The following is a 25,801-nucleotide window of genomic DNA, read 5'->3' as shown; positions in this document are numbered from 1 at the left end:
AGTCCAGAGTGGAGGAGATTTGATATGCAAATAGTGGGTGTGACCACACAACAGGAAGTGTATGTAGCATCCAAAGATCGGAAATTTCGAATAAACGAGATTTTAGTGATTGAAGACTCCGTTCTTGGAAATCCGAAGGGAGAAGTGGTGGAGACCCTTTCATACAACCGTTTGATCCCCATGGGTCTGGACAAATCGATGGTGGATACGGAAGTGATTCGATCGTTGGAGCAGATTGGTTATGATATTGGATCGGACGAAGTGAATGTCGCCAAGATGCGCTTGTTTTCCGAAGCTCCGCATCCGGTCAGAACGGGATGCGAAGTCCGTTGTCCACAGTTTGAAGAGGTTCGGCATCTGTTGGTGAAGACCACCCCGGAAGAAGGATTGATCCTGGGAGAAATTCGGGGAACGGAGTCCCTGGGGGAGTCGGTGGATACGGATCTCAAGGAACGATTGCATTTGTTGGAGGAAGGGGAAATCCTTCCGCAACGGGGTGTGCCTTTTCTTTTTGATATTCAGGCCATGCATCAATATCCTCATATTGGGGTTTTTGGGGGGTCCGGTTCGGGAAAATCGTTCGGTCTACGCGTGATGCTTGAGGAATTGATGAAGCTTTCCATTCCCACCCTGGTGTTTGATCCCCATTTTGAGATGCAGTTTGGACAGAAAAATCAGGAGTTGGCGCAAGAGGCCATTTCTTTTGAGGATCGATGGTTATCCGTTCAGGTGGGAAAGGAGGTGGGAATTCGCTTTTCCGATCTGTCCACAAGGGATGTGATCGACTTGATTGGAGCGGCTGGGGGAAACCTCTCGGAATCAATGGTCAATGTCATTCAATCGTTGCATCGACGGCGGGACTCCTATCCGTCTTTCAGCGACCGATTGAACAATGTGGCTCAGGCGATTGAAGAGGGAGCGCAGGGACTGAAGCGACGACTCAAAGAGGAGGATCTCACACCGACAGATGTACAGCGGATTAAGGACTTGATGGATCTGCATCAGCAGTATGGAACCCTTCCGCTCGCCTCTGTCAAAGGGGTTCAATGGAGGCTGAGCCGCTTGGACAAGGCGGGATTATTTCAACAGGACATTGTTCCGATTGAACAGGGATTGGAACAAGGTCGTCTGGTAGTTGTTCAGGGAGCCTCCTGGGTGTTGCAGGTTTTTTCCACTTATGTGATAGGAGCTTTATACCGGAAACGAAGAGATTATCAGGATGCACGGATGAATGGGGAAGAAGGGACATTTTTCCCTCCTTTTATCACGGTGACGGATGAAGCCCACAATTTTGCTCCCAAAGGAGTGGAGTCCCCGCCTAAACGGATTTTAAAGGAGATCGCTCAGGAAGGAAGAAAATACGGCTCCTTTCTGATTTTGGCTACCCAGCGCCCCACCTTGTTGGATGAAACGATTACCGCCCAGTTAAATACCAAATGTGTCTTTCGAACGGTTCGTGGAACGGATATTGCCACTTTGCGGGAGGAAACCGATTTAACTGCGGAAGAGGGAAAACGTCTTCCCTACCTTCGCTCAGGCGATACATTTATTTCCTCGGCAATATTCGGGCGAACCGTCCTTGTCCGGATTCGTGCCTCTTATACACACAGCCCCCATGTTTCCAATCCGTTTGATGAGTTGAAACGATTTAAGGCAGAAAGAGATGAACGTGTTCTTCAGCTCATCGATCAGCGCCTGCCTCTTTTTGATACCGATCTCTTGGATATGGTTGGTTGTATAAAACGGGAATGTGGCTTGGATTGGGATGTGGACCGTTTAAAACAGGAATTGGACCGTTGGGTGGCAGAGGGTAAGATCATAAAGGAGGAATCCCCTTTTACCACCCGCTATGATCGTGTCCGTTCCGGTGGATGAGCGATATGGTTGGATTTCTTTCATTTCCTTGATCAAAACAAAGCGTTTTGTCTATAATGAATGAAAAGAAAATCCCTCGTGATTTGATGACGGGGAAGAGTAACCTGGCGAGCCCATGACAGAGAGCCGGGGCAGGTGAAAGCCGGTATGGGCGCAAAGGGTGAACATGGCCTCCGAGAACCCGTCCTGAAGCCTTCATAGGTGTGTAGGGAAGGGCGTATACCGGCGTTAACGGGCGAGTATGATGTTGAAAGAGGGTGTCTTTTAAGAGACACTGAAATTGGGTGGTACCGCGTGAGGAGAACCTTTCGCCCCATGATTGGGTGAAGGTTTTTTTAGTTTTCAGATGAGGAGCGATGATTCATGACCAAACCTTCCTTCTACATTACAACGCCGATTTATTATCCCAATGACAAATTGCATATTGGCCATGCCTATACAACCGTAGCGGGAGACGCAATGGCCCGTTTTAAACGTTTGCAGGGATATAATGTAATGTATTTGACCGGAACGGATGAGCATGGGCAAAAGATTGAGCGTCGGGCCAAGGAAGAAGGAACCGAACCACAGCCGTTTGTGGATGGAGTCGTTCAAGGCATTCAGGAGTTATGGAAAAAGCTCGATATTTCCTATGATGATTTTATCCGAACGACACAGGATCGGCATAAAAAAGTTGCGCAAAAGCTATTTCAGCGACTGCTTGATCAAGGGGATATCTATCTGGATGAGTATGAAGGGTGGTATTGTACCCCGTGCGAGACATTTTGGACGGAGCGTCAGTTATCCGAGGGGAATTGTCCGGATTGCGCCCGTTCAGTGGAAAAAGTACGTGAGGAGTCCTACTTTTTCCGTCTGGGGAAATATGCGGACCGTCTGTTGAAGGTTTATGAAGAAAATCCTGATTTTATCCAGCCGGAGTCCCGGAAAAACGAAATGATCGAGAACTTCATTAAACCGGGATTGGAGGACCTGGCCGTATCCCGTACCACCTTTGACTGGGGGATTCCGGTTCCGGGAAATCCAAAACATGTGATGTATGTCTGGATCGATGCTTTAACCAACTATATTTCCGCTCTCGGTTATGGAACAGAGGATGACTCCAAATACCAAACATACTGGCCTGCCGATGTTCATTTGGTGGGAAAAGATATCGTCCGTTTCCATACGGTGATTTGGCCGATTATATTGATGGCATTGGATTTGCCACTTCCCAAAAAGGTGTTTGGTCATGGCTTTTTTCAAGTGAAAGGTGGGAAAATGTCCAAATCCAAAGGGAATGTGGTAGACCCTGTCCCCCTAATTGAGCGTTACGGGTTGGATGTACTTCGCTACTATCTGTTGAGAGAAGTACCCTTCGGCTATGATGGAGTGTTTACCCCGGAAGGATTTATTGAGCGGGCTAATGCAGACTTGGCCAATGATCTGGGGAACCTGTTGCACCGGACACTGACGATGGTGAAAAAATATGCCGAAGGTGTGGTGCCAGAGCGCTTGGATCAGACGATTGAAGCGGATGAGAAATTGAAACAATTGGCTCACTCCACTGTGCAAAAGGTGGAGAAAGCCATGGATCAGCTGCAATTTTCTGTGGCGCTAGGTTCCATTTGGGAACTGGTACGCGGAACCAATCGTTATCTGGAAGAGACGATGCCTTGGGAGTTGGCCAAAAATCCCGATCAAAAAGATCGGTTGGGTTCCGTACTGTATCATGTTGTGGAAAGTCTGCGCATGGTCAGCATTCTCATTCAGCCGTTTTTGGTGGAAACCCCGGCCCGTATGTGGAAATGTTTGGGCCTTTCTGAGGGAGAAGCCACTTCCTGGGACAGTTTATACCATTTCGGTTCCTATCCCGCAGGCACTTCCATCCAAAAAGGGAAGCCGCTGTTTCCCCGCCTGGATGTGGAAGAGGAGGCGAAAGCGATTGTTTCTATGATGGGTGGGACGCCCGTGGAATCTGCCGATCAGGAAAAACAGCCACAGGAAGAAGAATCGGCAAAGGATCTTGAAGAAGAGATTGCCATCGATGACTTCTCCAAAGTGGATCTTCGAGTGGCTGAGATTCTGGAAGCGGAAAAAGTGAAAGGAGCGGACCGTCTCTTAAAGCTTCGTTTGGATCTCGGATTTGAAAAACGGCAGGTGGTCTCCGGGATTGCCAAGCATTATCTCCCTCAGGATCTGTTGGGGAAAAAGGTATTGTTGGTTGCCAATCTAAAGCCGATCAAGCTGCGTGGAGAGTTGTCCCAGGGAATGATCCTGGCGGCCAACGAGGGGAAACGGTTGGTTCTTTCCACTGTATCCGGAGAGATTCCCAATGGAACACGCGTAAAATGATGGCCATATCCGCCCCCATCACAGGGGGCCTTGTTATTTTTGGACAGAACTCATAGGTGGCAGGGATTGGACGCTGGGGAGGAGAAATGTGTCATGAAAAAAGATGGTTTGGAGGGGTTTGATTGAGGAAACAAGTGAAGCGTGTTATCAGTGAATGGATGGTATCCATTCTGGTTGCAGCATCCATTATCCTCATCATTAAAACGTTTCTTTTTGCTCCCTATGAAGTCCATGGAAGCTCGATGTATCCAACATTTAAAGGCAAAGAGCTTTTAATTGTCAATCGGTTGATTTATGATATTTCCGAACCGGATTATGGGGATATTATTGTTTTTCACACCGCTGAAAACCGAGATTTTATCAAGCGGGTGATCGGAAAGCCAGGGGATCGGATCGCTTTAAAAGAAGGCAAAGTGTTTCGAAACGGCAAACTGCTGAAAGAATCGTATACGAATAAAAAATCCTACCAAGGGACTCTGACGAAGAAAACCATGCAGGAAAAGGTTGTGCCAGAAGGACACTTGTTTGTATTGGGAGATAATCGGGGGAACAGTACAGACAGCAGGGAGATCGGTCCCATACCGATCTCGGAGGTCGTGGGCCGGGCGGATGTCAATCTTCTTCCCCTGAACGAATTTAAGATTTTGTTTGAATAAAACGCGTGAGTCCGGTCTCCTGAATCAAACATGGTCACAACCTATTTTACAGAGGATACAGGAGGGGAAATATGTTATTTGACAGCCATGCTCATTTAAATGATGAACAATTTGCGAAGGACCGGGCCGAAGTGATTCAACGCGCCCATGAGGAAATGGGGGTCAGTCGCATTCTCAATGTTGGTTTCAACCGGGAGACGATTACAGCCACATTGGAGTTGGCGGAAACGTATGATTGGATCTATGCCGCCGTGGGTTGGCATCCCGTTGATGCGATTGATTGTCAGCCTGAGGATTTGGACTGGATTGAATCTTTGGCAGATCACCCCAAGGTGGTTGCCATTGGAGAGATGGGATTAGATTATCATTGGGACAAATCTCCCAAAAGGATTCAGGAGAATCTCTTTCGCCAGCAAATCCGTTTGGCACGCGAGTTAAATATGCCGATTATCATTCATAACCGAAAAGCGGATCAGGATGTGATCCGTATTCTTCGGGAAGAAAAGGCGGAAGAAATTGGTGGAGTGATGCACTGTTTCGGTGGGGATTGGGATACCGCAGAACAGTGTTTAAAAATGAACTTTATGATTGGATTGGGTGGACCGGTCACCTTTAAAAACGCCCAGCTTCCAAAAGAGATTGCCAAACGCGTTCCTTTGGACCGCTTATTGGTGGAGACCGATTGCCCCTATTTAGCTCCGCATCCCTATCGGGGAAAACGCAATGAATCGGGATATGTCCGGCTGGTGGCAGAAGCCATCGCGGAACTGCGCGGGGTTTCATTGGAAGAAATTGCACAACGTACATATGAGAACGCCTGTCGCCTGTTCCGGATCGGGATGGCATGAAGGGGATATCCCTTGTGATAAAATAAAAAGGTAGCTTGTGCAGGATTTGATGAGGCATGTATGGGGTAGAGAATACGCTGGGTAGGATGGCGAAGACCCCCCTTTTTCTCCAATTTGCCGCATCAATGGTCCTAGGCAGTTTGGGCAGGACAGGACGGTGAGGGTTTCATGAATCCGGCGGTCGGTGTGATGCTCCATTGGTATTTTGTCAAGCACCGCCGGATCTGTTCCTCACCCATTTTGTTATGGAAAAGGGTGGACATCATCGAAAAGAAAAGCGTGAAAGAAGTGGTTGTGGTAGAGGGTCAAAAGGATACGGAAGCACTCCGCAGAGCGGTTCAAGCTGATACAATAGAAACAAGAGGATCAGCTGTGGGTCCGGAGGTCATCGCTCAGGTGAAGCGGGCCCAGCAGTCACGGGGGGTGATTATCCTTACGGACCCTGACGGAGCGGGTGAGCGGATTCGACGAATTCTCTCACGGGCCGTTCCCGGTTGTAAACATGCATTTGTTCCCAGGGATAAAGCCGTGGGGAAAAGAGGACTAGGTGTCGAACATGTTTCTCCGAAGGAGATTGTTTCAGCGTTGCAGAATGCACGGTGGGAAGAAGGAGCCTCTTTTGAAGACGGGGTCACTTGGGAACGTTATCTGGACGCAGGGATGGCAGGAGGACCAGGTTCACGGTTCAGAAGGGAAGAAGCGGCAAACATATTGGGAATTGGATATGCCAATGCCAAGCAATTTTTCCGAAGACTTCACCTTCTTCGCATCACAGAGGAAGAATTTGAAGAAGTGTTGTTAAGAATGAGAAAGGATGACACCGATGACTGAAGGGTGGATTACAGGAAGAACCCGGCAGTTACTGGCGGAGAACGGAATCCGGCTGAAAAAAAGTCTGGGTCAGCATTTTTTGACAGATCAACATGTACTGGACAGGATGCTCCATGCTGCCGAATTGGGTCCAGAGGTCGGAGTGATTGAAATTGGACCAGGCATCGGTGCTCTGACGGAAAGGTTGGCAAAGGAAGCGAAAAAAGTGGTTGCCATCGAGATGGACAGCCGACTGATCCCCGTCCTTAAAGAACTCTTTGCGGATGACGCTCATGTGGATATTATACATGGGGATGCCTTGGAACTAGATCTGGTCCAACTGATTCATGAGAAGTTTCATGATTGTTCTTCTGTGAATGTTGTTGCCAATCTCCCGTATTATGTCACTTCTCCAATTTTAATGCGGCTGTTGGAAGACAAACTCCCCCTCAGTCGGATCGTGGTGATGATCCAGAAAGAAGTGGCCGAACGATTAACCGCGAAACCGGTGGGAAAAGCATATGGTTCTCTCACCGTCACGACTCAGTATTATACGGAAGCAGAGTGGGTATCACGTGTACCGGCCAACGTCTTTGTTCCCCGTCCCCAGGTGGATTCTGCGGTGATTCGTTTAAACGTTCGTCAGCAACCGGCTGTATCCGTTCAAAATGAACGATTGTTTTTTAGGGTGGTTCGTGCTGCCTTTGGCCAAAGGAGGAAAACATTAGCAAATGCTTTGGCAGCCGGGCTCTTCGCAGGAAAGAGAAAAGAAGACCTTGTTCGCTGGATTGGAGAAGCTGGAATCGATCCCAAGCGTCGGGGAGAAACCTTGTCCATAGAGGAGTTTGCTCAGTTGACCAACCATTTGGATGAAGTGATGCGGGATCTCATATAGTATAGAAAACAACCCGGGAAGGATGTCCGGAAACCTCGGAGGGGAATGAGGTTGCAATTCTACCATCCACGAAAAGGGCGCATAAGTCTTGACCGGATGATATCCGAGATTTATGCGTATATTGAAAACGACCGTAACGCAGTATACAAAATGGTGATTGGGACGGATTCCCAAACCAGTCATAAGGGAACACTGTTTGTCACGGCAATCATTCTGCATCGGGTAGGCAAAGGTGCTCTATTTTATTATTCCAAAAAGCGAAGTCGCCCGCTTATGGACCTTCGGTATCGGATCTATAAGGAGACAGAATACAGCTTGAACCTGATGGAGCGACTGAAGGAGAAAGGCTTCCTTGGGGCTTCTTTGGAGCTGCCAGTAGAAATACATTTGGATGTGGGACGTCAGGGAGAAACCCGAAAGCTGATTCAGGAAGTGGTGGGTTGGGTGACTGCGGTCGGATACACGGCCAAAATTAAACCGGATGCATATGCAGCGAGTGCTGTAGCGGATCGGTTTACGAAATAAGTGGAATATTACATTTGGAGAATCCTGTCGATTTTTTATCGATATTGTCATTTCGTTAAAAACCGTTGACACAAAGCTTGTACCCTTGCTATAATGCACTTTTGACAAAATAACCTCACTGTGTTACAATAGTCAACGAGTGAGGTGGTCGAGTGAAATGGGTAGAAATGCGTTGTCTGAAATAAAACGTACCTTGGATGGCTACATCGGAAAGAAAATCCGGTTAAAAGCCAACAGCGGACGTCGCAAAACCATTGAGCGAAACGGAGTTCTGGAGGAAACCTACCCCTCCGTATTCATCGTCAAACTGGATGAAGACCAGCACTCCTTTGAACGGGTCTCTTACAGCTATGCTGATATACTGACGGAGACCGTTGAATTAACTGTGTACCAAGATGAGGGACAAGTTCCCGTCAAATATGTAAGAGATGTTCAATAAATAACGGGAGTGATCCCGATTGCCTTGGATCCGACCCCTTGTGGATCGGATTTTTTATTTGCAAAAAAACCGGTTGCCTTGTATGATAGTAACATACATCTTGAAGTGAACTGCTTATCCAAACACAATATATTGTATTTTAAGGATTTCAGGTGCCTTTACAATGAAAAAGTTAATCCGGTGAAAAACGGGAGCGATTCCCTCACCGAATGGCCATTGCGCATAGCGGGCTCTTTTGGAGAATGTCTGATCACTTGAGAGTAACCGAGCGATTCTCTTTTAAAGCACCAACCAGACCATCTGACGCAGTCTACGTAAGGTTGGACCGTTTCGCACAGTTTCGCTTATACTGGTTGGGTCGGAAAAAAGGGAAGCAAACCATTTTTGCGGGACCGACAAAATGACCAGACGCATCCTAGAAGTATTGTGATAAATGGCTGGGCTTAGAAAGAGGAAAAACCAGTCAAGGAAGCATGAGCCAGCAAACCTGCCTGTCAAATCCATAATGTTTCCGGTCCCTGGGGGACGGGATGAGAGCGCCACATGAATTCGTTTGCTGATGGATGTTCTGATCCTATTGAAGCTTTTCTCCACCCTGGGAAACGGAGGTTTTTTTATGGATGGATCTGTTCCTTTCTGATTTAAATGAAGATCAGGAAGGGAAATTCTTGAAGAAAAGGCGGCGAAAAAGAATGACGATGGATTTGTTTGAACGGCAAATGGATATTTCCAGTGATAAGGATTCTCTGGAGCAGTTCTTATATCAGGTGACGGGAGAATTCCCTCGAATTCATTCAAAAGAGTACATTCAAAAGCAACTTCGTTCGCTTCGAGAAGGGGAAAGCGTGGAGCGAATCGCCAATCGGATGATCCTGGACGCTCTTGAGAATATTTCTGGAGAAGAGCCCGACTGGACTTTTGTCGCATCCCGGATCTATCTTTGCCTCCTGTACAGAGAAGCGGCCCATCATCGTTCTTATCCCCTGGAGCAGAGATACGGCTCCTTTTACGAGCTGATTCAAACATTGACGGAACAGGGAGTTTACTCTTCTCTGTTGCTGGATGCCTATAGCAAAGAGGAGATTGAATCATTAGGCAATCTGATTGATCCTGAGCGTGATCATCTGTTTACATATGCCGGATTGCGGACGTTGGCAGATCGGTATCTGGCCCGCAATCACAACGGAGAGCTGTTTGAGCTTCCCCAGGAGCGCTTTTTAGTCATTGCCATGACGCTGATGTCTGAAGAAAAAAGGGAACATCGGATGCTATGGGTAAAAGAAGCTTATTGGGCCCTTTCCAACCTGTATATGACGGTGGCGACTCCTACCTTGTCCAATGCCGGAAAAGCGATTGGACAACTCTCCTCTTGCTTTATTGACACGGTGGATGACAGCCTGCGGGGAATTTACGACAGTAACACCGATGTGGCGACCCTGTCCAAAGGCGGAGGAGGTCTGGGAGTCTATCTGGGAAAAATCCGGGCACGAGGCAGTGATATCAAAGGATACAAAGGCATCAGTTCCGGTGTCCTCCCTTGGATGAAACAGTTGAACAATACGGCTGTCAGTGTGGACCAGTTGGGTCAACGTAAAGGTTCGATCGCGGTTTATCTGGATATCTGGCACAAAGATATTCTGTCCTTCCTCGATGCAAAACTGAACAACGGAGATGAACGGCTCCGAACGCACGATATTTTTACAGGGGTCTGTATCCCCGATCGCTTTATGGAAGCGGTGGAAAAACGGGAAGACTGGTATTTGTTCGATCCTCACGAGGTGCGCCGAGTGATGGGATGGTCCTTGGAGGACTTTTACGATGAAGAAAAAGGAAACGGTTCTTTCCGTGAGAAATATGAGGCATGTGTTCAGCATCCGGAAATTGACAAAGTATGTATGCCAGCGATTGAAATCATGAAGCGGATTATGATTTCCCAGCTGGAAACAGGGACTCCCTATATGTTTTACCGTGATGAGGTTAATCGGATGAATCCGAATAAACACGCCGGGATGATTTACTCCTCCAATCTGTGCACGGAGATTATGCAGAATATGAGTCCCACTACCGTGATAGAGGAACGGACAGAAGATGGAAAAATTGTGATTACCAAACAGCCTGGTGATTTTGTGGTATGTAACCTTTCTTCCATCAATCTTGGCAAGGCGGTTCCGGAGGGTGTGTTACATCGGCTGATTCCCGTTCAGGTGCGGATGTTGGATAATGTGATTGATCTGAATACGATAGAAGTGCCACAAGCCCAGATGACCAACCAAAAATATCGCGGAATTGGGTTGGGGACGTTTGGATGGCATCATCTTCTTGCCAAACAAAAGATTCAATGGGAGTCGGAAGAAGCAGTTCGCTATGCGGATGAATTATACAGCGAGATCGCATTTCTCACGATTCAGGCATCGATGGAGTTGGCGCGGGAAAAAGGAGCCTATCCCCTGTTCCAAGAAAGTGAATGGCAAAGTGGAACCTATTTTGAACGTCGGGGATACCAAAGCCAGGAATGGAAGGAACTCGCCCAGGAAGTTCAGAAGTATGGGATGAGAAACGGGTGGCTGATGGCGGTGGCTCCCAATGGAAGCACATCCGTGATTGCTGGAAGTACCGCTTCAGTTGATCCGGTTTTTGCCAAGGAATTCAGTGAAGAGAAGAAAAACTATAAAATTCCCGTTACCGCTCCGGATCTGTCGCCTGAGACCGTGTGGTATTATAAATCGGCCTATGACATTGACCAACAATGGACTCTGAAGCAGGCGGCGGCCCGTCAAACGCATCTGGATCAATCCCAGTCCTTAAACCTCTACGTACGACATGATATCAAGGCCAGAGACCTTTTGGATCTGCATCTTTCTGCCTGGAAACTCAGGTTGAAAACCACATATTATATGCGCTCCACTTCTTCGGAGTATGTGGATTGTGACAGTTGCTCCAGTTAAGGAGGGCTAGTAACAGTTGACAAAAGTATGTAAAAAAGTCTCTTTGCTATTGATAGTCTAAGATAGAAAGGAGGGGAAAACCGTTACGGAAAGCGAATAGTTTTTATGCCTGGATGTCATGCCCATACGTTGCGAAAGTGGCGTAATCATCGGGTAGAACCGTGAGGGGTTTCCAGTGCGAGAACCAAGCAAAGCGTTCATGAGCGTAACGTCATCAACAAGACAACGCTAATATGTACCGTGGGTTACACGGGAATTTACGCCTGTGGAGTGTTAAACAAACCGTTGTAGGGAGTTAAGTGCCGAAGCGGGACACGATGAAACAGGAAGAAAACATGAACTCTCTTTGTAGGGTTTTGTAAGTTTTTCGTAACGGGGAACCGATGAATACGATGAATAAACGGAAACTGTATGATATTACTGCACCAAATGCCAGCACAGGGATTATCAACGGCCGTTCCTCCAATGTGCTGAATTGGGATGACTGCCGTTTCCCATGGGCCTATCCCCTGTATAAAAATATGCTGGCAAACTTTTGGACGCCTTTTGAGATCAATATGGCGGATGATATCAAGCAATGGCCGAAGCTTTCCGAAGAAGAACAATTTGCTTTTAAGCGAATTATCGGCCTGTTGGCGTTTCTGGATTCCATTCAAACGGATTATTCGTCCAAAGTGTCCGACTATCTTACAGATTCCAGCCTGTCCGCGCTGATGGCTGTGCTGGCTTTTCAGGAAGTGGTACACAACCAGTCCTACTCTTATGTTCTGTCTTCCCTTGTTCCCAAGGGGGAACAGGATGAGATCTTTGAGTACTGGAAACACGATTCCGTTCTTCGGGAACGAAATGAGTTTATTGTGAAGGGGTACGAAGCCTTTGTGGATAATCCCACCCCTGAAACATTCCTTCATTCCATAGTTTATGATGTTATTTTGGAAGGTCTCAACTTCTATTCTGGATTTGCGTTTTTCTATAACCTTGCCCGGAATCAGAAAATGGTGGCCACTTCAACGATGATTAACTACATCAACCGGGATGAACAACTCCATGTTCGACTTTTTGTCCAAATCTACCGGGAGTTGCTGATGGAGTATCCGGAGTTAAATACGGAAAAAAACCGGCAGTTTGTTACAGATGCTTTTCACAAAGCAGCAGAGTTAGAGACCCGGTGGGGACACTATATTCTCGGTAATCATTTTGATGGGATTGAGCCGGAGCAGCTTCGGGATTACATCCGGTTTATGGCCAATAAACGGGCCCGTGAACTTGGAGCAGAACCGCCTTTTGAAGGGTACAAGAAAAATCCAATGCGCTGGATTATTGCCTATCAGGATGTCAACCGGGGAAAACAGGACTTTTTTGAAGGAAAGTCCCGTCAGTACACGAAAGTCTCCGATGAAAACGGCTTTGATGAACTCTGAGGAGAGCAGGAAGTCATTGCTTGGTCTGTAACCCACAGTTTGGCTCATACTAAGAAAGACCCCTGTGGTTGGTGAGTAAAGGGGATGGATCAATTGGCACGACGGGGTGTCATGTCGGAGGATTTAAAGGTCGAGTTGGCCAAGGAACTGGGTTTTTATGACGTGGTTCAACGCGAAGGTTGGGGCGGAATCAAGGCCCGTGATGCAGGGAATATGGTGAAGCGGGCGATTCAGCTCGCCGAAGAGCGTATGGCAGACCGATAACCCTTTGAAACGTTTCGAAGTGATTCCATTGGAAGAAATGGGATAATATCAGCCAACTGCAGGGGACAATGGGCGGGGAGATTTCCCCGTCCGTTTTATTTGCTTTCACGGCACAGTGGCAAGTGTTACAATAAAAAAGCCAGCTTTTCGCTTCTTTCTGAGACTTGATACAGTCTGAATCGGAGACAGAAAGGGGGGCGAAATAGATGGATATCTCTGTAAAAGCTCCGGCGAAGATCAATTTAACGTTGGATGTCTTACATAAACGGGATGACGGATATCATGAATTGGAAATGGTGATGACAACCATTGACTTGGCTGATCGGATTGATTTAACGGAGAAGAGAGAAGGAATCGGTTTAGAGAGTACGTCGGGGTTTGTTCCCTTTGACAGCCGAAACCTTGCTTATCGGGCGGCCGCTTTAATCAAAGAACGCTTCAATATAAAAAAAGGGGTCCATATTAAGATCAACAAAGAGATTCCTGTAGCGGCAGGATTGGCAGGAGGGAGCAGCGATGCTGCTGCGACGCTGAAGGGTCTGAACCGGATGTGGGATTTGGGCCTGACAGTGGAAGAACTGGCAGAGCTGGGACTGAAACTGGGTTCAGATGTTCCTTTCTGTGTGTATGGGGGGACGGCGATTGCGCGGGGAAGAGGGGAAAAACTGACTCCGTTGCCTTCTCCACCGCCATGTTGGGTGGTTTTGGTAAAACCGCCTCACGGAATTTCTACAGCGGAAGTATTTAATGCATTTCGATTGGATCAAGTGACAAGCCGTCCGCAGTTAAACAACATGCAGGAAGCCTTGGAGAAGCGGGACTTTTCGGGAATCTGCCAGGAACTTTCCAATGTCCTGGAAAGTGTTACCCTGAAACAATATCCCAAGGTTCGACACCTGAAAGAGAGAATGAAAGCGTTTGGTGCTCCGGGTGTATTGATGTCTGGCAGTGGTCCGACCGTTTTTGGATTGGTGGAACATGAAAACACGGCAAAAAGAGTGATGAATGGACTGCGCGGCTTTTGTCGTCAGGTGTATACCGTCCGGATGCTTGGAGGGTTGGAAGAGCCTTCTCTTGATTAAATCCGTACAAAATGCTATATTTTTTTAATAACATTCGGATTTGCCGGAGGGTATTATGAAGAAGTGGAAACGCAGTTCACGTCTGGTTCAGATGACATGGGAATTTATACAACATCCTCATCGTTTGTTCTCCCTCGGTTTTTTTTCAGAGCGGTATCAAGCGGCCAAATCCTCTGTCAGTGAGGATCTCGCCATTATCCATGATGTATTTCAAAATGAAGGATGGGGGAAGCTGGAAACCGTCCCCGGTGCTGCCGGGGGTGTTCGCTATATTCCAGGGATGAACCGTTTGGCTACCCAGCATTTGATCCATCATCTTTGTCAGCAATTGGCGGACCCTGGTCGCATTCTGCCAGGTGGATACCTGTATTTATCGGACCTGTTGGGAGATACAACGATTGTCAGAAAGATGGGGCACACGCTGGCATCCGTTTTTTCCAACGATGGGGTGGATGCTGTTGTAACGGTGGAAACCAAGGGAATTCCACTCGCTTATGCCACTGCTTCACATCTTGGAGTGCCGGTGGCCATTGTCAGACGTGACAGTCGGATTACGGAAGGCTCCGTGGTGACCATCAACACGGTTTCTGGCTCAAGCAAACGTCTGGGTAGCCTCTCCCTGTCCCGTCGCAGTCTGAAAGAAGGGGCAAGAGCCCTGATTATCGATGATTTTATGAAAGCCGGAGGAACCATTCGCGGGATGGTGGATCTGCTTCATGAATTTCGTGCTGAGGTCGTTGGTGTCGGGGTGATGGCAGACGCGTTGGTTGAAGATCGGCTTGTGCAACATTATATTTCTCTGACAACGGTGACCGAGGTAGATGCAGAAAAAAGGAAGATCCAAGTGGTACCGGGAAACATATTGGATCGGGGAGGTTTCCAAAATGGATAAAGTGCAAACCGATAAAGCGCCTCAAGCGATTGGTCCCTATTCCCAAGCTGTTCGACAAGGTTCGTTTGTTTATACTTCCGGTCAGATTCCATTGAACCCGGATGGTTATTTGGTTGAAGGCGGGATTGAAGAGCAGGCGCGGCAGGTGCTCAATAATTTGAAAGAAGTATTGGAAGCAGCAGGAAGCGGATTGGACCAGGTGATTAAAACAACGGTATTTATCAAAGATATGAACGACTTTCAAACCGTAAACCAAGTCTACGCGGAGTTCTTTGATGCGTATCAACCTGCCCGTTCCTGTGTGGAAGTATCCCGCCTGCCCAAAGATGTTTTGATTGAAATCGAAGCGGTGGCAGTCATCGGTTAAACCATGAAAAAATCCAAATTTATGGCAGGAACCTTGAAGGAAATTCACCATCCTTGTGGAATATGTTGAAATACATCATCTCTGGAAATGGGTGGTGAAAAGTTTGGAAGTGACGGACGTTCGACTGCGCCGGGTTTGTCGTGAAGGCAGAATGCGGGCGATCGCTTCAATTACGATCGATGGGGAATTTGTAGTTCATGATATCCGTGTGATTGACGGAAACAATGGGATGTTTGTTGCCATGCCCAGTAAACGGAGACCGGATGGGGAGTTTCGGGATATTGCCCATCCCATATCTCCTGACTCCAGGGAAAAGATTGAGATGGCTGTTTTGGAGGAGTATCATCGATCCGGAGAAGAGGAGATAAATTCAGCGGTTGGAGGGAATGTATCATAAAAACAGCCCTCAGAATGAAGCGGATGGCAATCGAAGAACGTCCCACATGAAATGCAACAGAAGGGCCCGTTAAAGGCCCTTTTTCTCTTGAATTCATTCCAAATCATCCCTTTTATGGAATTTCAGTCTTTCACTTTGCCAATCTTGCATTGATCCATCCTTTGGGATATAGTCAGATGTGGAGTTTTGCAAGGAATGACGAGGGGGCTTCTCTCAGATGGAAAAATTGTATGCCGTCGTGTTGGCTGCGGGAAAAGGAACGCGCATGAAATCAAAGGTGCACAAAGTGTTGCACCCGGTCTGCGGAAAAGCGGTGATCGATTATATCATCGATCCTTTGATTGAGATGGGGACAGAAAAAAGAGTGGTCATTGTCGGGCATAACGCAGAAGCTGTAGAAAATCATCTGAGTGAACGGGTCACCTTCGCCCGGCAGGAAGAGCAACTGGGAACGGCACATGCGGTGATGCAGGCGCAGGACATCCTGTCTGACCAGGATGGGGTGACGCTTGTACTGAACGGGGACCATCCTCTCTTTACAAAAGAGACGTTGGAAGAACTCGTCAGAACTCACAAAGAGTCTGATGCCGCTGCCACAGTTTTGACGGCTGTACTTTCCGATCCGACAGGATACGGACGGGTGATCCGAAATGAAGATGGAACCGTTGATCGGGTGGTGGAACATAAGGATGCTTCTGAGGAAGAACGTACCATCCGTGAAGTGAACACCGGGACATTTTGTTTTGACAATCGGCTTTTGTGGAAGGCGCTTACAAGGGTGAACAATGATAATGCCCAGGGGGAATATTACCTGCCAGATGTCCTTTCCATTCTGAAGTCGGAAGGTAATCGAATCGGTGCCAAGATTGTGGATGACCCATGTGAGGCCCAGGGTATCAATAACCGGGTTCAACTGGCTGAAGCGGAAAGGGAAATGCGCCGTCGCATTTTACATCGGCACATGATGAATGGGGTTACCTTGATTGATCCGGATCACACTTATATTGAAGCCGATGTTGAAATCGGAATGGATACCATCATTTATCCGGGGACCATATTGAAAGGGACGACCCGGATTGGAGCGGATTGTATGATCGGGCCATCTGCCGATCTGACAGATATGCATGTAGAAGATGGGGCAGAGATTCGGTATTCCGTTCTGGAGGGCAGCACAGTGAGCCGTACTGCCAAAGTGGGTCCCTACGCCTATGTACGCCCCGGTTCTTCCCTTGGAGAAAACAGCAAGGTGGGTTGCTTTGTCGATGTGAAAAAATCTACTTTGGGACAAGGGAGTAAAGTCTCACATCTGGGTTACATTGGGGATTCCGAAGTGGGACAGAATGTCAATATCGGCTGTGGTGCGGTAACGGTAAACTATGATGGACAGAAAAAGCATCAGACGGTGATTGAAGATGGAGCTTTTGTCGGGTGCAATGTGAACATGGTGGCACCAGTGACCATCGGAAAAGGAGCTTATGTGGCAGCCGGCTCTACCGTAACGGAGGATGTACCAGAAAATTCCTTGGCGATCGCCCGCCAACGGCAGACCAATAAACCGGATTATGCCGATAAGCTTCGAAAGAAAGATTGAGCTTGTGACAGACACAAGAGGAATTGTCTTCTTTAATGAGATCATTTAATAAAATCTGGAGGGTTTAGGGAAGATGACCACGGAAACACAAAGGAGATTGCATGTTTTCAGTTGTAATTCCAATCCACAATTGGCCCAAGAAATCGCGGAGCATATCGGGGTTCCCTTGGGAGACGCCGTTGTCGGCAGATTTAGCGACGGTGAGATTCATGTCCGGCTCAATGAGAGTGTTCGGGGTTCGGACGTGTATGTGATTCAGTCCACCTGTCATCCCGTCAATCAGAATTTGATGGAGCTATTGGTGATGGTGGATGCATTGAAACGGGCTTCTGCCCGTACGATCAATGTGGTCATCCCCTATTATGGGTATGCACGGCAAGACAGAAAAACGAGAGCCAGGGATCCGATTACGGCCAAACTGGTGGCAAACCTGATTGAGACAGCAGGAGCAGACCGGGTGATCACCATGGATCTTCATGCCACCCAGATCCAGGGCTTCTTTGATATTCCAGTCGATCACCTTCTGGGTGTACCTATTTTGGGCGATTATTTCCAAAAAAAGAAACTGAGTGATGTGGTGGTGGTTTCCCCGGATCACGGCGGAGTAATTCGGTCACGGAAACTGGCAGAGCGCTTGGAAAGCCCGATCGCGATTATCGATAAACGTCGCCCGGAACCCAATGTGGCTGAAGTGATGAATATCGTGGGGAAAGTGAAAGGAAAACGGTGTATCATCATTGATGATATTATTGATACGGCGGGCACCATTACGTTGGCTGCCAATGCTCTGTTGGATTACGGGGCCAAGGAAGTATATGCTTGCTGTACCCATCCGGTCTTTTCCGGGCCGGCGATTGACCGAATTCGGGATTCCAGCATCAAGGAGATGATTGTTACCAATACCCTCCCGCTTTCTGAAGAAAAAAAGCTGGATAAAATCCGTGTCTTGTCGGTGGCTTCCCTGATTGGGGAGGCAATTATCCGTGTCCATAATGAACGGTCTGTAAGTAAATTGTTTGATTGATCAAAAGCGGTTATGTTTAACCTTTGTGTGAATAGGGAATGCATAGACTATTGAATGTCCATTTCTGGGTCTTATGTGTACTTCTATCATGCGAAGGAGGAACCGTTCATGACCAAATTAGCAGTCGAAAAGCGAGAAAAACGACCGCGCTCCATTCTTACCGGCTTGCGGCGCAAGGGTCGTGTTCCGGCTGTCGTTTATGGGAAAGAAATGGGTAACGAGTTAATTCATTTGGAAAGCAGCGAAATGATACGGGTGTTGCATCAGGAAGGCACATCCGCAGTGTATGAGCTTCAGTTTCCCGATGGAAAATCCCGCAAGGTCATGATTAAGGAATTGCAGAAGGACCGGATCAAGGACAGAATTCTCCACATTGATTTTAAAGAAATTCAAATGAATGAACCCGTCGATGCTGAGGTTACGATTGAACTGAACGGAGAGCCCAAGGGGGTAAAAGAAGGCGGCATTTTAAATGAGCAGCTGCGAACCGTACAGATCCGTTGCCTTCCCGGTGAAATTCCGGATCGGATTGAAGGAGATATCAGCCATCTTGATATTGGTGATTCCATGATGGTTCATCAGCTGAATATTCCTGATCGGATGGAGCTTCTGTCCGATCCTGAAGAAACAGTGGCCTCGGTGCTTCCGCCAACAAGGGAAGAAACCGCTGTTGAAGAAGGAGAGGAAGCGAATGAAGGTCAGGATGAACCCGCAGAGAAACAGGATGAATCCCCCGATGAAATAGATGGGACTGAATCATAAGTCCTGGTTGATCAAAGGAGGAGGGCGCAACGGTTCCGTTGCGCTTTCCCTGTGTTTACGAGGAGGACTGAAATGAAAGTGATCGTCGGCCTGGGCAATCCAGGGCTTAAATATGCCCATACCAGGCATAATATCGGATTCTGGGTACTGGATCAGTTGGGTGAGGAATGGGGAATTCCTATACAAAAGGAGAAATGGAACGCTCAGGTAGGAGAAGGGCACATCCGGGGAGAAAAGGTTGTTTTAATGAAACCGGAAACTTATATGAATCTGTCCGGGGAATCCGTCCGTCCCGCGATGGATTGGTTAAAATGCGGTCTGGATCAACTTTTGGTGATCTACGATGATCTGGATCTTCCTCCTGGCCGGGTTCGTCTCAGGTTGAAAGGGAGTTCCGGAGGGCACCGGGGGGTTCAATCCATCATTGATCACCTTGGTACCAATCAATGGAAACGGATAAAACTGGGGATTGGGCGGCCGACTCCGCCGATGACGGTTCCCGACTATGTTCTGTCCCGATTTACGGACGAAGAAGAACCTTTGATTGCAGATGCTCTTGAAAGTTCTGTGGAAGCCGTGAAAGCCTGGATGGAGCATCCTTTTGAGGAAGTGATGAATCAATTTAATCGATAACCCAGCGGGATGTATGGAAGCAACCTGCCAATGGAGATACTATAGGGGAATATCTTCATGGCAGGAGGCATAAAATGGCTGTAAAATATCTCTGCCGGTATTGTGATACCATGATTGGGACAATTGATAATGAAGAAGTTACAGAATTGCAATTGGGATTTCATTGGTTGACCCCAAAGGAACGGAAAGATATAATATCCTATGATCCGAGCGGTCAAACAACCGTTCGAGTGGTTTGTGAAACGTGCCAGGAGATGTTGAACAGAAATCCGGAGCTGTCCCTGTTGTCCCGTCCGTTTCAATAAGAAAGGCTGCTTATTTTAGGATGGGAGCGAAAAGCTTGACACCCGTCTTTGGGCAGTGACGGTTTGGCGGGATAAACGGATACAGCCTTAGCTGTCAAGCTGAGGCTTCTTTTTGTATGCCCTACACCGTTTTCGTTATTGATACAAAGTGGTGGGGAAAAATCCATCCCAACTATTTGAATAAGCAAAGAATAATGTTTCCGAATGGGGTGCCGGAGTGAATCTGGTCTCCGCGGAGGGGAGGATGAGACGTTTGGAAACCCTGATCCAATTATTTCGCAGGGATAATGAGTTTCAGTCAACTGTGGCTTCGCTTCAGCGTGGTTTAAAGGAACAATTGGTTGCTGGATTGACAGGATCGGCTCGCATGACATATGTGGCATCATTGCATCAGGAGACAGATCGTTCGGTTTTGGTGGTCACCCACAATCTTAACCAGGCACAAAAGGCAGTGGAAGATTTGTATGAATTGTTGCCCAAAGATCGGGTGATGCTCTATCCTGCCAACGAATTGGTGGCGACAGAAATTGCCCTGGATGGACACGAAACGTTGGGCGATCGTATTTATGCCCTTTCCCGCCTTTCCAAAGGATTTAAAGGCGTTTTTGTCGTTCCTTTTGCCGGCTTGCGAAAACTGTTGCCTCCAGCCCATGTCATCGCGGGAAATCACCGAACATTGAAATTTGGACAAGAGTATCCCATGGAACCCTTGATTCAGCATTTGGTCAAGGTGGGATATGAGCGGGTGGATATGGTGGAAAAGCCCGGCGAGTTTAGCCTGCGGGGCGGGATTCTGGATATCTATCCTGTCACTTTTCAGAATCCTGTCCGTATTGAATGGTTTGATGAAGAAGTGGACTCCATTCGTTCCTTTTCCGTCTCGGATCAAAGGTCTCAGGACAAGATGAAAGAGGTAGAGATTCCACCGGCCAGAGAGCTTTTTGCAGAATCGGAAATCATGGTTCAAGCGGGAAATGAAGTGGCAAAACTTCTGGAAGAGCGTTTGACCCAGGTGAAAGATCCCGATACGCGTAAAAAATTAATGGAAAAAATCTCATGGGAAGTGGACCAATTGAAATCCGGTTCCTATTTTACCGGAATTTACAAATATATCACCCGAATGTATTCCGATTGCCAAAGTATCTTGGATTACCTGCCGGACGACACGGTTTGGGTGGTGGACGAACCGGCGAGAATCCAGGAATCCGCCCGGCAGATGGAAAGTGAGGAAGGGGAATGGCAGACCGCTCTTCTCAGTCAGGGGGAGTATCTTCCTCAATTGAAGCTGTCCTACTCTTATGATGAATTATTTTCCCGACTGGATCATCAAAGGATTTATCTATCCTTGTTTATGCGACAAACGCCTGGTGGACAGCCCCAGAATATTGTTCAGTTCATCTGCCGTGGAATGCAGCAATTCCATGGGCAAATGCATGTGATGAAATCGGAATGGGAACGTTGGACCAAGTCCGACTATCGGGTTCTGTTTCTGGCCAGTACAGAGGAACGGGCAGAACGGCTGGAACGTGTCTTGAATGATTATGGAATGGATGTGGTTCGGGCAAAAAAAGAGAGCCCTTTACCACCTGGCAGACCGGTGATTCAGATTTCTTCCTTAGCTGGTGGCTTTGAAATGGGCGGCACCCGTTTGGCGGTTGTAACAGAAGGTGAGGTCTTTACCCAGAAACGGCGACGGGTTCGGCGTACCGCAAAAATGGACCATGCCGAAAAGATCAAAGATTATCAGGAACTGAAGCCCGGTGATTATGTCGTTCATGTCAATCATGGAATTGGCAGATATACCGGCACGGAGACATTGGAAGTGGGGGGAACCCATAAGGATTATCTGTTGGTTCAGTATGCCGGAAATGACAAGCTCTATGTTCCAATTGAGCAAATTGACCAAATTCAAAAATACTTGGGCAGTGAGGAGAAAAAGCCCAAAGTTTACAGTCTCGGCGGAAACGAATGGAGCAAAGTCAAAAACAAAGTCCGCTCTTCTGTGGAAGATATTGCCTCGGACTTGATTGATCTGTATGCCAAGCGTCAGGCGGCCCAAGGATATTCTTTTTCCAAAGATACTCCTTATCAGCGGGAGTTTGAGGCCTTCTTTCCCTATGAAGAGACACCCGACCAAGTCCGTTCGATTGAAGAAATTAAAAAAGATATGGAAAAAGTACAGCCGATGGACCGTCTCTTGTGCGGGGATGTCGGTTATGGAAAGACAGAGGTGGCCATTCGGGCCGCTTTTAAAGCGACAATGGATGGGAAGCAAGTGGCGGTTTTGGTCCCTACTACCATTTTGGCCCAGCAACATTATGAAACGTTCCGGGAGCGTTTTGCGGACTTTCCAGTGGAAATCCGGGTCCTTTCCCGTTTCCGTACCCGCAAGGAACAACGGGAAGCGATCAAAGGGGTCAAGGAAGGAACCGTTGATATTGTGATTGGAACCCATCGCCTGCTTTCCAAGGATGTGCAATTTAAAGACCTCGGTTTGTTGATTGTTGATGAGGAACAGCGCTTTGGTGTGAAGCACAAAGAAAAGATCAAACAGATGAAAAGCAATGTAGATGTCCTGACATTGACGGCTACGCCTATTCCCCGTACACTTCACATGTCCATGATGGGAGTCCGGGATCTATCCGTCATTGAGACACCTCCGGAAAACCGCTTTCCGGTTCAAACGTATGTGCTGGAGTATTCCGCAGCCCTGGTGCGGGAAGCCATTGAAAGGGAGATGGCGCGCGGGGGGCAAGTCTACTTTCTGTACAACCAGGTTTATAATATTGATAAAATGGCTGAGCAAATTCGCATGATGGTACCGGATGCCCGAATTGCTGTCGCTCATGGAAAGATGGCGGAGACAGAGCTGGAGAAAGTGATGCTGGACTTTTTGGATGGAGAGTATGATGTCCTGGTAAGCACCACCATTATAGAAACCGGAGTGGATATTCCCAATGTGAACACCCTGATTATTTATAACGCAGATAGGATGGGTCTTTCACAATTGTATCAGCTTCGGGGGCGGGTGGGTCGTTCCAATCGTATCGCTTATGCCTATTTCACATACCAACGGGATAAAGTGTTATCTGAGGCGGCGGAAAAACGTCTTCAGGCGATTAAAGAGTTTACAGAATTGGGGTCCGGTTTTAAAATTGCCATGAGGGATTTGGCCATCCGGGGAGCGGGCAATCTCCTTGGAGCAGAACAACATGGTCACATCGCTTCGGTTGGTTTTGAATTGTATACGCAAATGCTGAAAGAAGCGATTGCTGAACAGCAGGGAGAAACAAAAGAGGAAGCCCGACCGGACCCTGTCATCGAGCTGAATACAGATGCCTATATTCCTGCGGAAACCATCCAGGATGAGAAACAGAAAATCGAGATTTATAAAAAAATCCGTGCGGTTCGAACCTTGGAAGAAGCGCAGGATTTGGAAGAGGAAATTGAAGATCGCTTTGGTGACCTACCTCAACCTGTGCGAAATCTGCTTCGTCTGGCACGCTTTCGGGCCTATGCCATTCACTACGGAATTGAAGAGATTAAACAGGAAGGTCTTGAGATCCATCTTCGCTTTCACCCGGACCAAAACCAAGTGGTGGATGGTCAGCGATTGTTCCGGATCGCACAAAATTTTCCTGGCCGGATTCGCCTGTCCTCAGGGGAACGGATCGGGGTGACGTTTCGGTTAAAGGGGGTTCCGGCAGGGAAAGGACTGGAAATGGTCGAAGAGTTTTTGATACAATATGAGTCGGTTCCCAAAACGAAAGGAGCAGTTCAAAATGCGGCCAATGAATAAGCGACTGCTGATGGCACTCAGTGTCCTTCTGGCAGTTTCTATGGTGATTGCCGGTTGCGGTTCCGGCGAAGACGAGAAAAATGAACAGGATGCGACGGACTCCATGGGACAATCCAAGCCGCTTCCTACAGACAGTAAGAAAGTGGTGGCCGAGTATAAAGGTGGCAAAGTAACCGAAGGGGAACTTAACCTTTATCTGAATATTTTCCGCTTTTTCCAACCGCAAATGGCAGCTCTGGTGAATACCCCGGAAGCCAAAAAGGAGATTGCCAAGCAATATATAGCGGAAAAGATGATCGTCAAGCGGGTGAAGGATAAAGAAGAATTTGAAAAAGAAGCAGATAAATCCCTGAAACAGATAGAGAAACAGATTAAACAGATGAGTGCGCAGAATGAGGACAAAAAGAAGAAAAAGGATATGGAAAGCGTCTTGAAGGAAAATGGAGTGACCAAGGCGCATCTGAGAAGTTTCCTGATTGACAACAATAAGGTTTCGGCTTACTTTGAAGAGCAAGTGAAGGAGAAAGATCTGAGAGAGAAGTATAAGAAGTCGGATGACTTTTACACCATCAAGCTTCAGCATGTATTGATCTCCACGCAAGAGGATCCGGAAGGTAAAAAGAAGAAGCGTTCGGATAAAGAAGCGAAAAAATTGGCGGAGAAAGTAAAGAAGAAGCTGGAGGATGGAGAAACGTTCTCCAAGGTTGCCGAAAAATATTCCGATGATCCCGGTTCCAAGGACAAAGATGGCAAAGTGGAGGGAACACCGGATCAATGGGCTCCCGAATTTGGAAAAGCGGCCAAGAAGCTGGATTTAAACAAGATCAGTGATCCAGTTAAAACCCAGTTTGGATACCATGTGATGAAGGTGAATGAACGCAAAAAGCAACCTTTTGACAAGGTGAAGGAACAAATGAAACGTCAAGAGGTTCAGAATCTGTATCAGGAGTTTATCAAGGAAGAGGTTAAGGTCAAGAAACTGGATATTCCTGGATTGGACAAGGATAAGAAGGAAGAAAAAGATAAATAAACAGTTTATTGACAGGGTGTAAAATCCTGTCATTTTTTTATTGGTTCAGGGAATCGAATAATAAACTGGAAAAGGATGAATACTAGGAGCGTACCTCATGGTAAACACAGGGAAGAGAAAGAGAATCGGCCTGATTCGGAAAAATTATCGTGAAAGTGAGGCTGCCATATCCATGAAAGCAACCGGTATTGTACGTCGTATTGATGATCTTGGACGGGTTGTCATTCCCAAAGAGATTCGACGCACGCTTCGCATTCGGGAAGGGGACCCGTTGGAGATTTTTGTGGATCGTGATGGAGAAGTCATACTGAAAAAATATTCTCCGATCGGGGAGTTAAGCGATTTTTCTAAGGACTATGCAGATGCCATTTTTGAAAGCCTTCAACATATCACCCTGATCTGTGATCGGGATTCGGTCATTTCCGTCGCCGGAGCGTCAAAAAAAGAATATCAGGATAAACCGGTGGGCGAAATTGTAGAAAACTGTATGGAACAACGGAAGCCGTATCAGGAGATATCTCCTGCACGGGTGGAATTGATTCGTGACATGCCGGAGTCCTATGAATCCTATATCATTGTTCCGATTAATGCCGGAGGTGACCCTGTCGGGGCGGTCATTCTCCTTTCCAAGGAGGAAGACAGGAAAATGGGAGAGCTGGAGATGAAGATGGCCAGTACTGCCGCTGCCTTTCTGGGAAAACAGATGGAGCATTGATTTTCAAGAAAAGCGATTCTTCCCGATGGGAAAAGAAAGCAGGCAAAATGCCTGCTTTCTTTCGTCCCAAATATACAATTTGTTGCGGGACGTGTATACTGGATGATGTATTTTGACCGCTCCCCCATGTGTAAACGCATTCCTGTGAACACCAGTCCAACGACCAGTTAACCCGTGGGCCCCACGGTGAAAACC

Annotated in this window: 23 protein-coding genes and 1 other annotated feature; all 23 genes read left to right on the top strand. The window is 47.5% G+C overall.

Features of this window, described 5'->3' with window-relative positions; translation table 11 throughout:
* The first annotated feature begins 24 nt into the window (after positions 1-24).
* The 23 genes from FN782_RS12440 to spoVT all read left to right on the top strand — a co-directional run bounded on the left by FN782_RS12440 (position 25) and on the right by spoVT (position 25,606).
* Positions 25-1,875 carry an ATP-binding protein gene (locus FN782_RS12440; RefSeq protein WP_142506123.1) on the top strand — a complete coding sequence of 617 codons (1,851 nt, stop codon included), beginning with the start codon at positions 25-27 and terminating at the stop codon, positions 1,873-1,875.
* Positions 1,876-1,952: 77 nt separating this feature from the next.
* Positions 1,953-2,194: a binding site (T-box leader), on the top strand.
* Between the two features lie 44 nt (positions 2,195-2,238).
* Entirely contained in the window at positions 2,239-4,206 is a 1,968-nt protein-coding gene (metG, locus tag FN782_RS12435) for a methionine--tRNA ligase (RefSeq protein ID WP_142506122.1), read from the top strand.
* Positions 4,207-4,328: 122 nt separating this feature from the next.
* A complete protein-coding gene (gene lepB / locus FN782_RS12430) occupies positions 4,329-4,862 on the top strand; it encodes a signal peptidase I (protein WP_246064939.1) in 534 nt (177 codons plus the stop codon).
* A gap of 71 nt (positions 4,863-4,933) precedes the next feature.
* Entirely contained in the window at positions 4,934-5,710 is a 777-nt protein-coding gene (locus tag FN782_RS12425) for a TatD family hydrolase (protein WP_142506121.1), read from the top strand.
* A gap of 168 nt (positions 5,711-5,878) precedes the next feature.
* On the top strand, positions 5,879-6,541 hold the full coding sequence (rnmV, locus tag FN782_RS12420) for a ribonuclease M5 (protein WP_425462711.1): 663 nt from the start codon (positions 5,879-5,881) through the stop codon (positions 6,539-6,541).
* Positions 6,534-7,415, top strand: coding sequence for a 16S rRNA (adenine(1518)-N(6)/adenine(1519)-N(6))-dimethyltransferase RsmA (rsmA, locus tag FN782_RS12415; protein WP_142506120.1), 882 nt, complete (start codon positions 6,534-6,536; stop codon positions 7,413-7,415). The genes rnmV and rsmA overlap by 8 nt, the downstream gene beginning before the upstream one ends.
* Positions 7,416-7,460: 45 nt before the next feature.
* The gene (locus tag FN782_RS12410) at positions 7,461-7,940 is read left to right on the top strand and encodes a ribonuclease H-like YkuK family protein (protein ID WP_425462710.1); all 480 of its coding nucleotides are present in this window, start codon (positions 7,461-7,463) and stop codon (positions 7,938-7,940) included.
* Positions 7,941-8,097: 157 nt separating this feature from the next.
* On the top strand, positions 8,098-8,379 hold the full coding sequence (gene veg, locus FN782_RS12405; protein ID WP_142506118.1) for a biofilm formation stimulator Veg: 282 nt from the start codon (positions 8,098-8,100) through the stop codon (positions 8,377-8,379).
* Between the two features lie 719 nt (positions 8,380-9,098).
* A complete protein-coding gene (locus FN782_RS12400; protein WP_246064942.1) occupies positions 9,099-11,324 on the top strand; it encodes a ribonucleoside-diphosphate reductase subunit alpha in 2,226 nt (741 codons plus the stop codon).
* 383 nt (positions 11,325-11,707) lie between these two features.
* Entirely contained in the window at positions 11,708-12,745 is a 1,038-nt protein-coding gene (locus FN782_RS12395; RefSeq protein WP_142506117.1) for a ribonucleotide-diphosphate reductase subunit beta, read from the top strand.
* Positions 12,746-12,829: 84 nt separating this feature from the next.
* Positions 12,830-13,009 (top strand): small, acid-soluble spore protein, alpha/beta type, encoded by a 180-nt coding sequence (locus tag FN782_RS12390; protein WP_142506116.1) that lies wholly within the window; start codon positions 12,830-12,832, stop codon positions 13,007-13,009.
* Positions 13,010-13,215: 206 nt separating this feature from the next.
* Positions 13,216-14,091, top strand: coding sequence for a 4-(cytidine 5'-diphospho)-2-C-methyl-D-erythritol kinase (gene ispE / locus FN782_RS12385; RefSeq protein ID WP_142506115.1), 876 nt, complete (start codon positions 13,216-13,218; stop codon positions 14,089-14,091).
* Positions 14,092-14,146: 55 nt separating this feature from the next.
* Positions 14,147-14,983: a pur operon repressor gene (purR, locus tag FN782_RS12380; RefSeq protein ID WP_142506114.1), complete on the top strand. Its 837-nt coding sequence runs from the start codon at positions 14,147-14,149 to the stop codon at positions 14,981-14,983.
* On the top strand, positions 14,976-15,350 hold the full coding sequence (locus FN782_RS12375) for a RidA family protein (protein WP_142506113.1): 375 nt from the start codon (positions 14,976-14,978) through the stop codon (positions 15,348-15,350). Before purR ends, FN782_RS12375 begins: the two co-directional genes overlap by 8 nt.
* Positions 15,351-15,453: 103 nt before the next feature.
* A complete protein-coding gene (spoVG, locus tag FN782_RS12370; RefSeq protein ID WP_142506145.1) occupies positions 15,454-15,747 on the top strand; it encodes a septation regulator SpoVG in 294 nt (97 codons plus the stop codon).
* 217 nt (positions 15,748-15,964) lie between these two features.
* Complete coding sequence (gene glmU, locus FN782_RS12365) at positions 15,965-17,338, top strand: bifunctional UDP-N-acetylglucosamine diphosphorylase/glucosamine-1-phosphate N-acetyltransferase GlmU (RefSeq protein WP_142506112.1); 1,374 nt, start codon at positions 15,965-15,967, stop codon at positions 17,336-17,338.
* Between the two features lie 73 nt (positions 17,339-17,411).
* On the top strand, positions 17,412-18,362 hold the full coding sequence (locus tag FN782_RS12360) for a ribose-phosphate diphosphokinase (protein ID WP_142506111.1): 951 nt from the start codon (positions 17,412-17,414) through the stop codon (positions 18,360-18,362).
* A 108-nt stretch (positions 18,363-18,470) separates the two neighbouring features.
* A complete protein-coding gene (locus tag FN782_RS12355) occupies positions 18,471-19,124 on the top strand; it encodes a 50S ribosomal protein L25/general stress protein Ctc (RefSeq protein WP_185956272.1) in 654 nt (217 codons plus the stop codon).
* Positions 19,125-19,196: 72 nt separating this feature from the next.
* Complete coding sequence (pth, locus tag FN782_RS12350) at positions 19,197-19,757, top strand: aminoacyl-tRNA hydrolase (protein ID WP_142506109.1); 561 nt, start codon at positions 19,197-19,199, stop codon at positions 19,755-19,757.
* Between the two features lie 74 nt (positions 19,758-19,831).
* Positions 19,832-20,062, top strand: a complete 231-nt coding sequence (locus FN782_RS12345; protein ID WP_142506108.1) for an anti-sigma-F factor Fin family protein — start codon at positions 19,832-19,834, stop codon at positions 20,060-20,062.
* A 253-nt stretch (positions 20,063-20,315) separates the two neighbouring features.
* Positions 20,316-23,861, top strand: coding sequence for a transcription-repair coupling factor (gene mfd, locus FN782_RS12340; protein WP_142506144.1), 3,546 nt, complete (start codon positions 20,316-20,318; stop codon positions 23,859-23,861).
* Positions 23,845-24,891 carry a peptidylprolyl isomerase gene (locus FN782_RS12335; protein WP_185956271.1) on the top strand — a complete coding sequence of 349 codons (1,047 nt, stop codon included), beginning with the start codon at positions 23,845-23,847 and terminating at the stop codon, positions 24,889-24,891. The genes mfd and FN782_RS12335 overlap by 17 nt, the downstream gene beginning before the upstream one ends.
* Positions 24,892-25,063: 172 nt before the next feature.
* A complete protein-coding gene (gene spoVT, locus FN782_RS12330; protein WP_142506143.1) occupies positions 25,064-25,606 on the top strand; it encodes a stage V sporulation protein T in 543 nt (180 codons plus the stop codon).
* Positions 25,607-25,801 lie beyond the last annotated feature (195 nt).

Origin of the sequence: Melghirimyces algeriensis (assembly GCF_900182565.1) — a bacterium.
GTDB lineage: Bacteria > Bacillota > Bacilli > Thermoactinomycetales > DSM-45169 > Melghirimyces > Melghirimyces algeriensis.
This window is presented reverse-complemented; position numbering and strand designations above follow the sequence as displayed.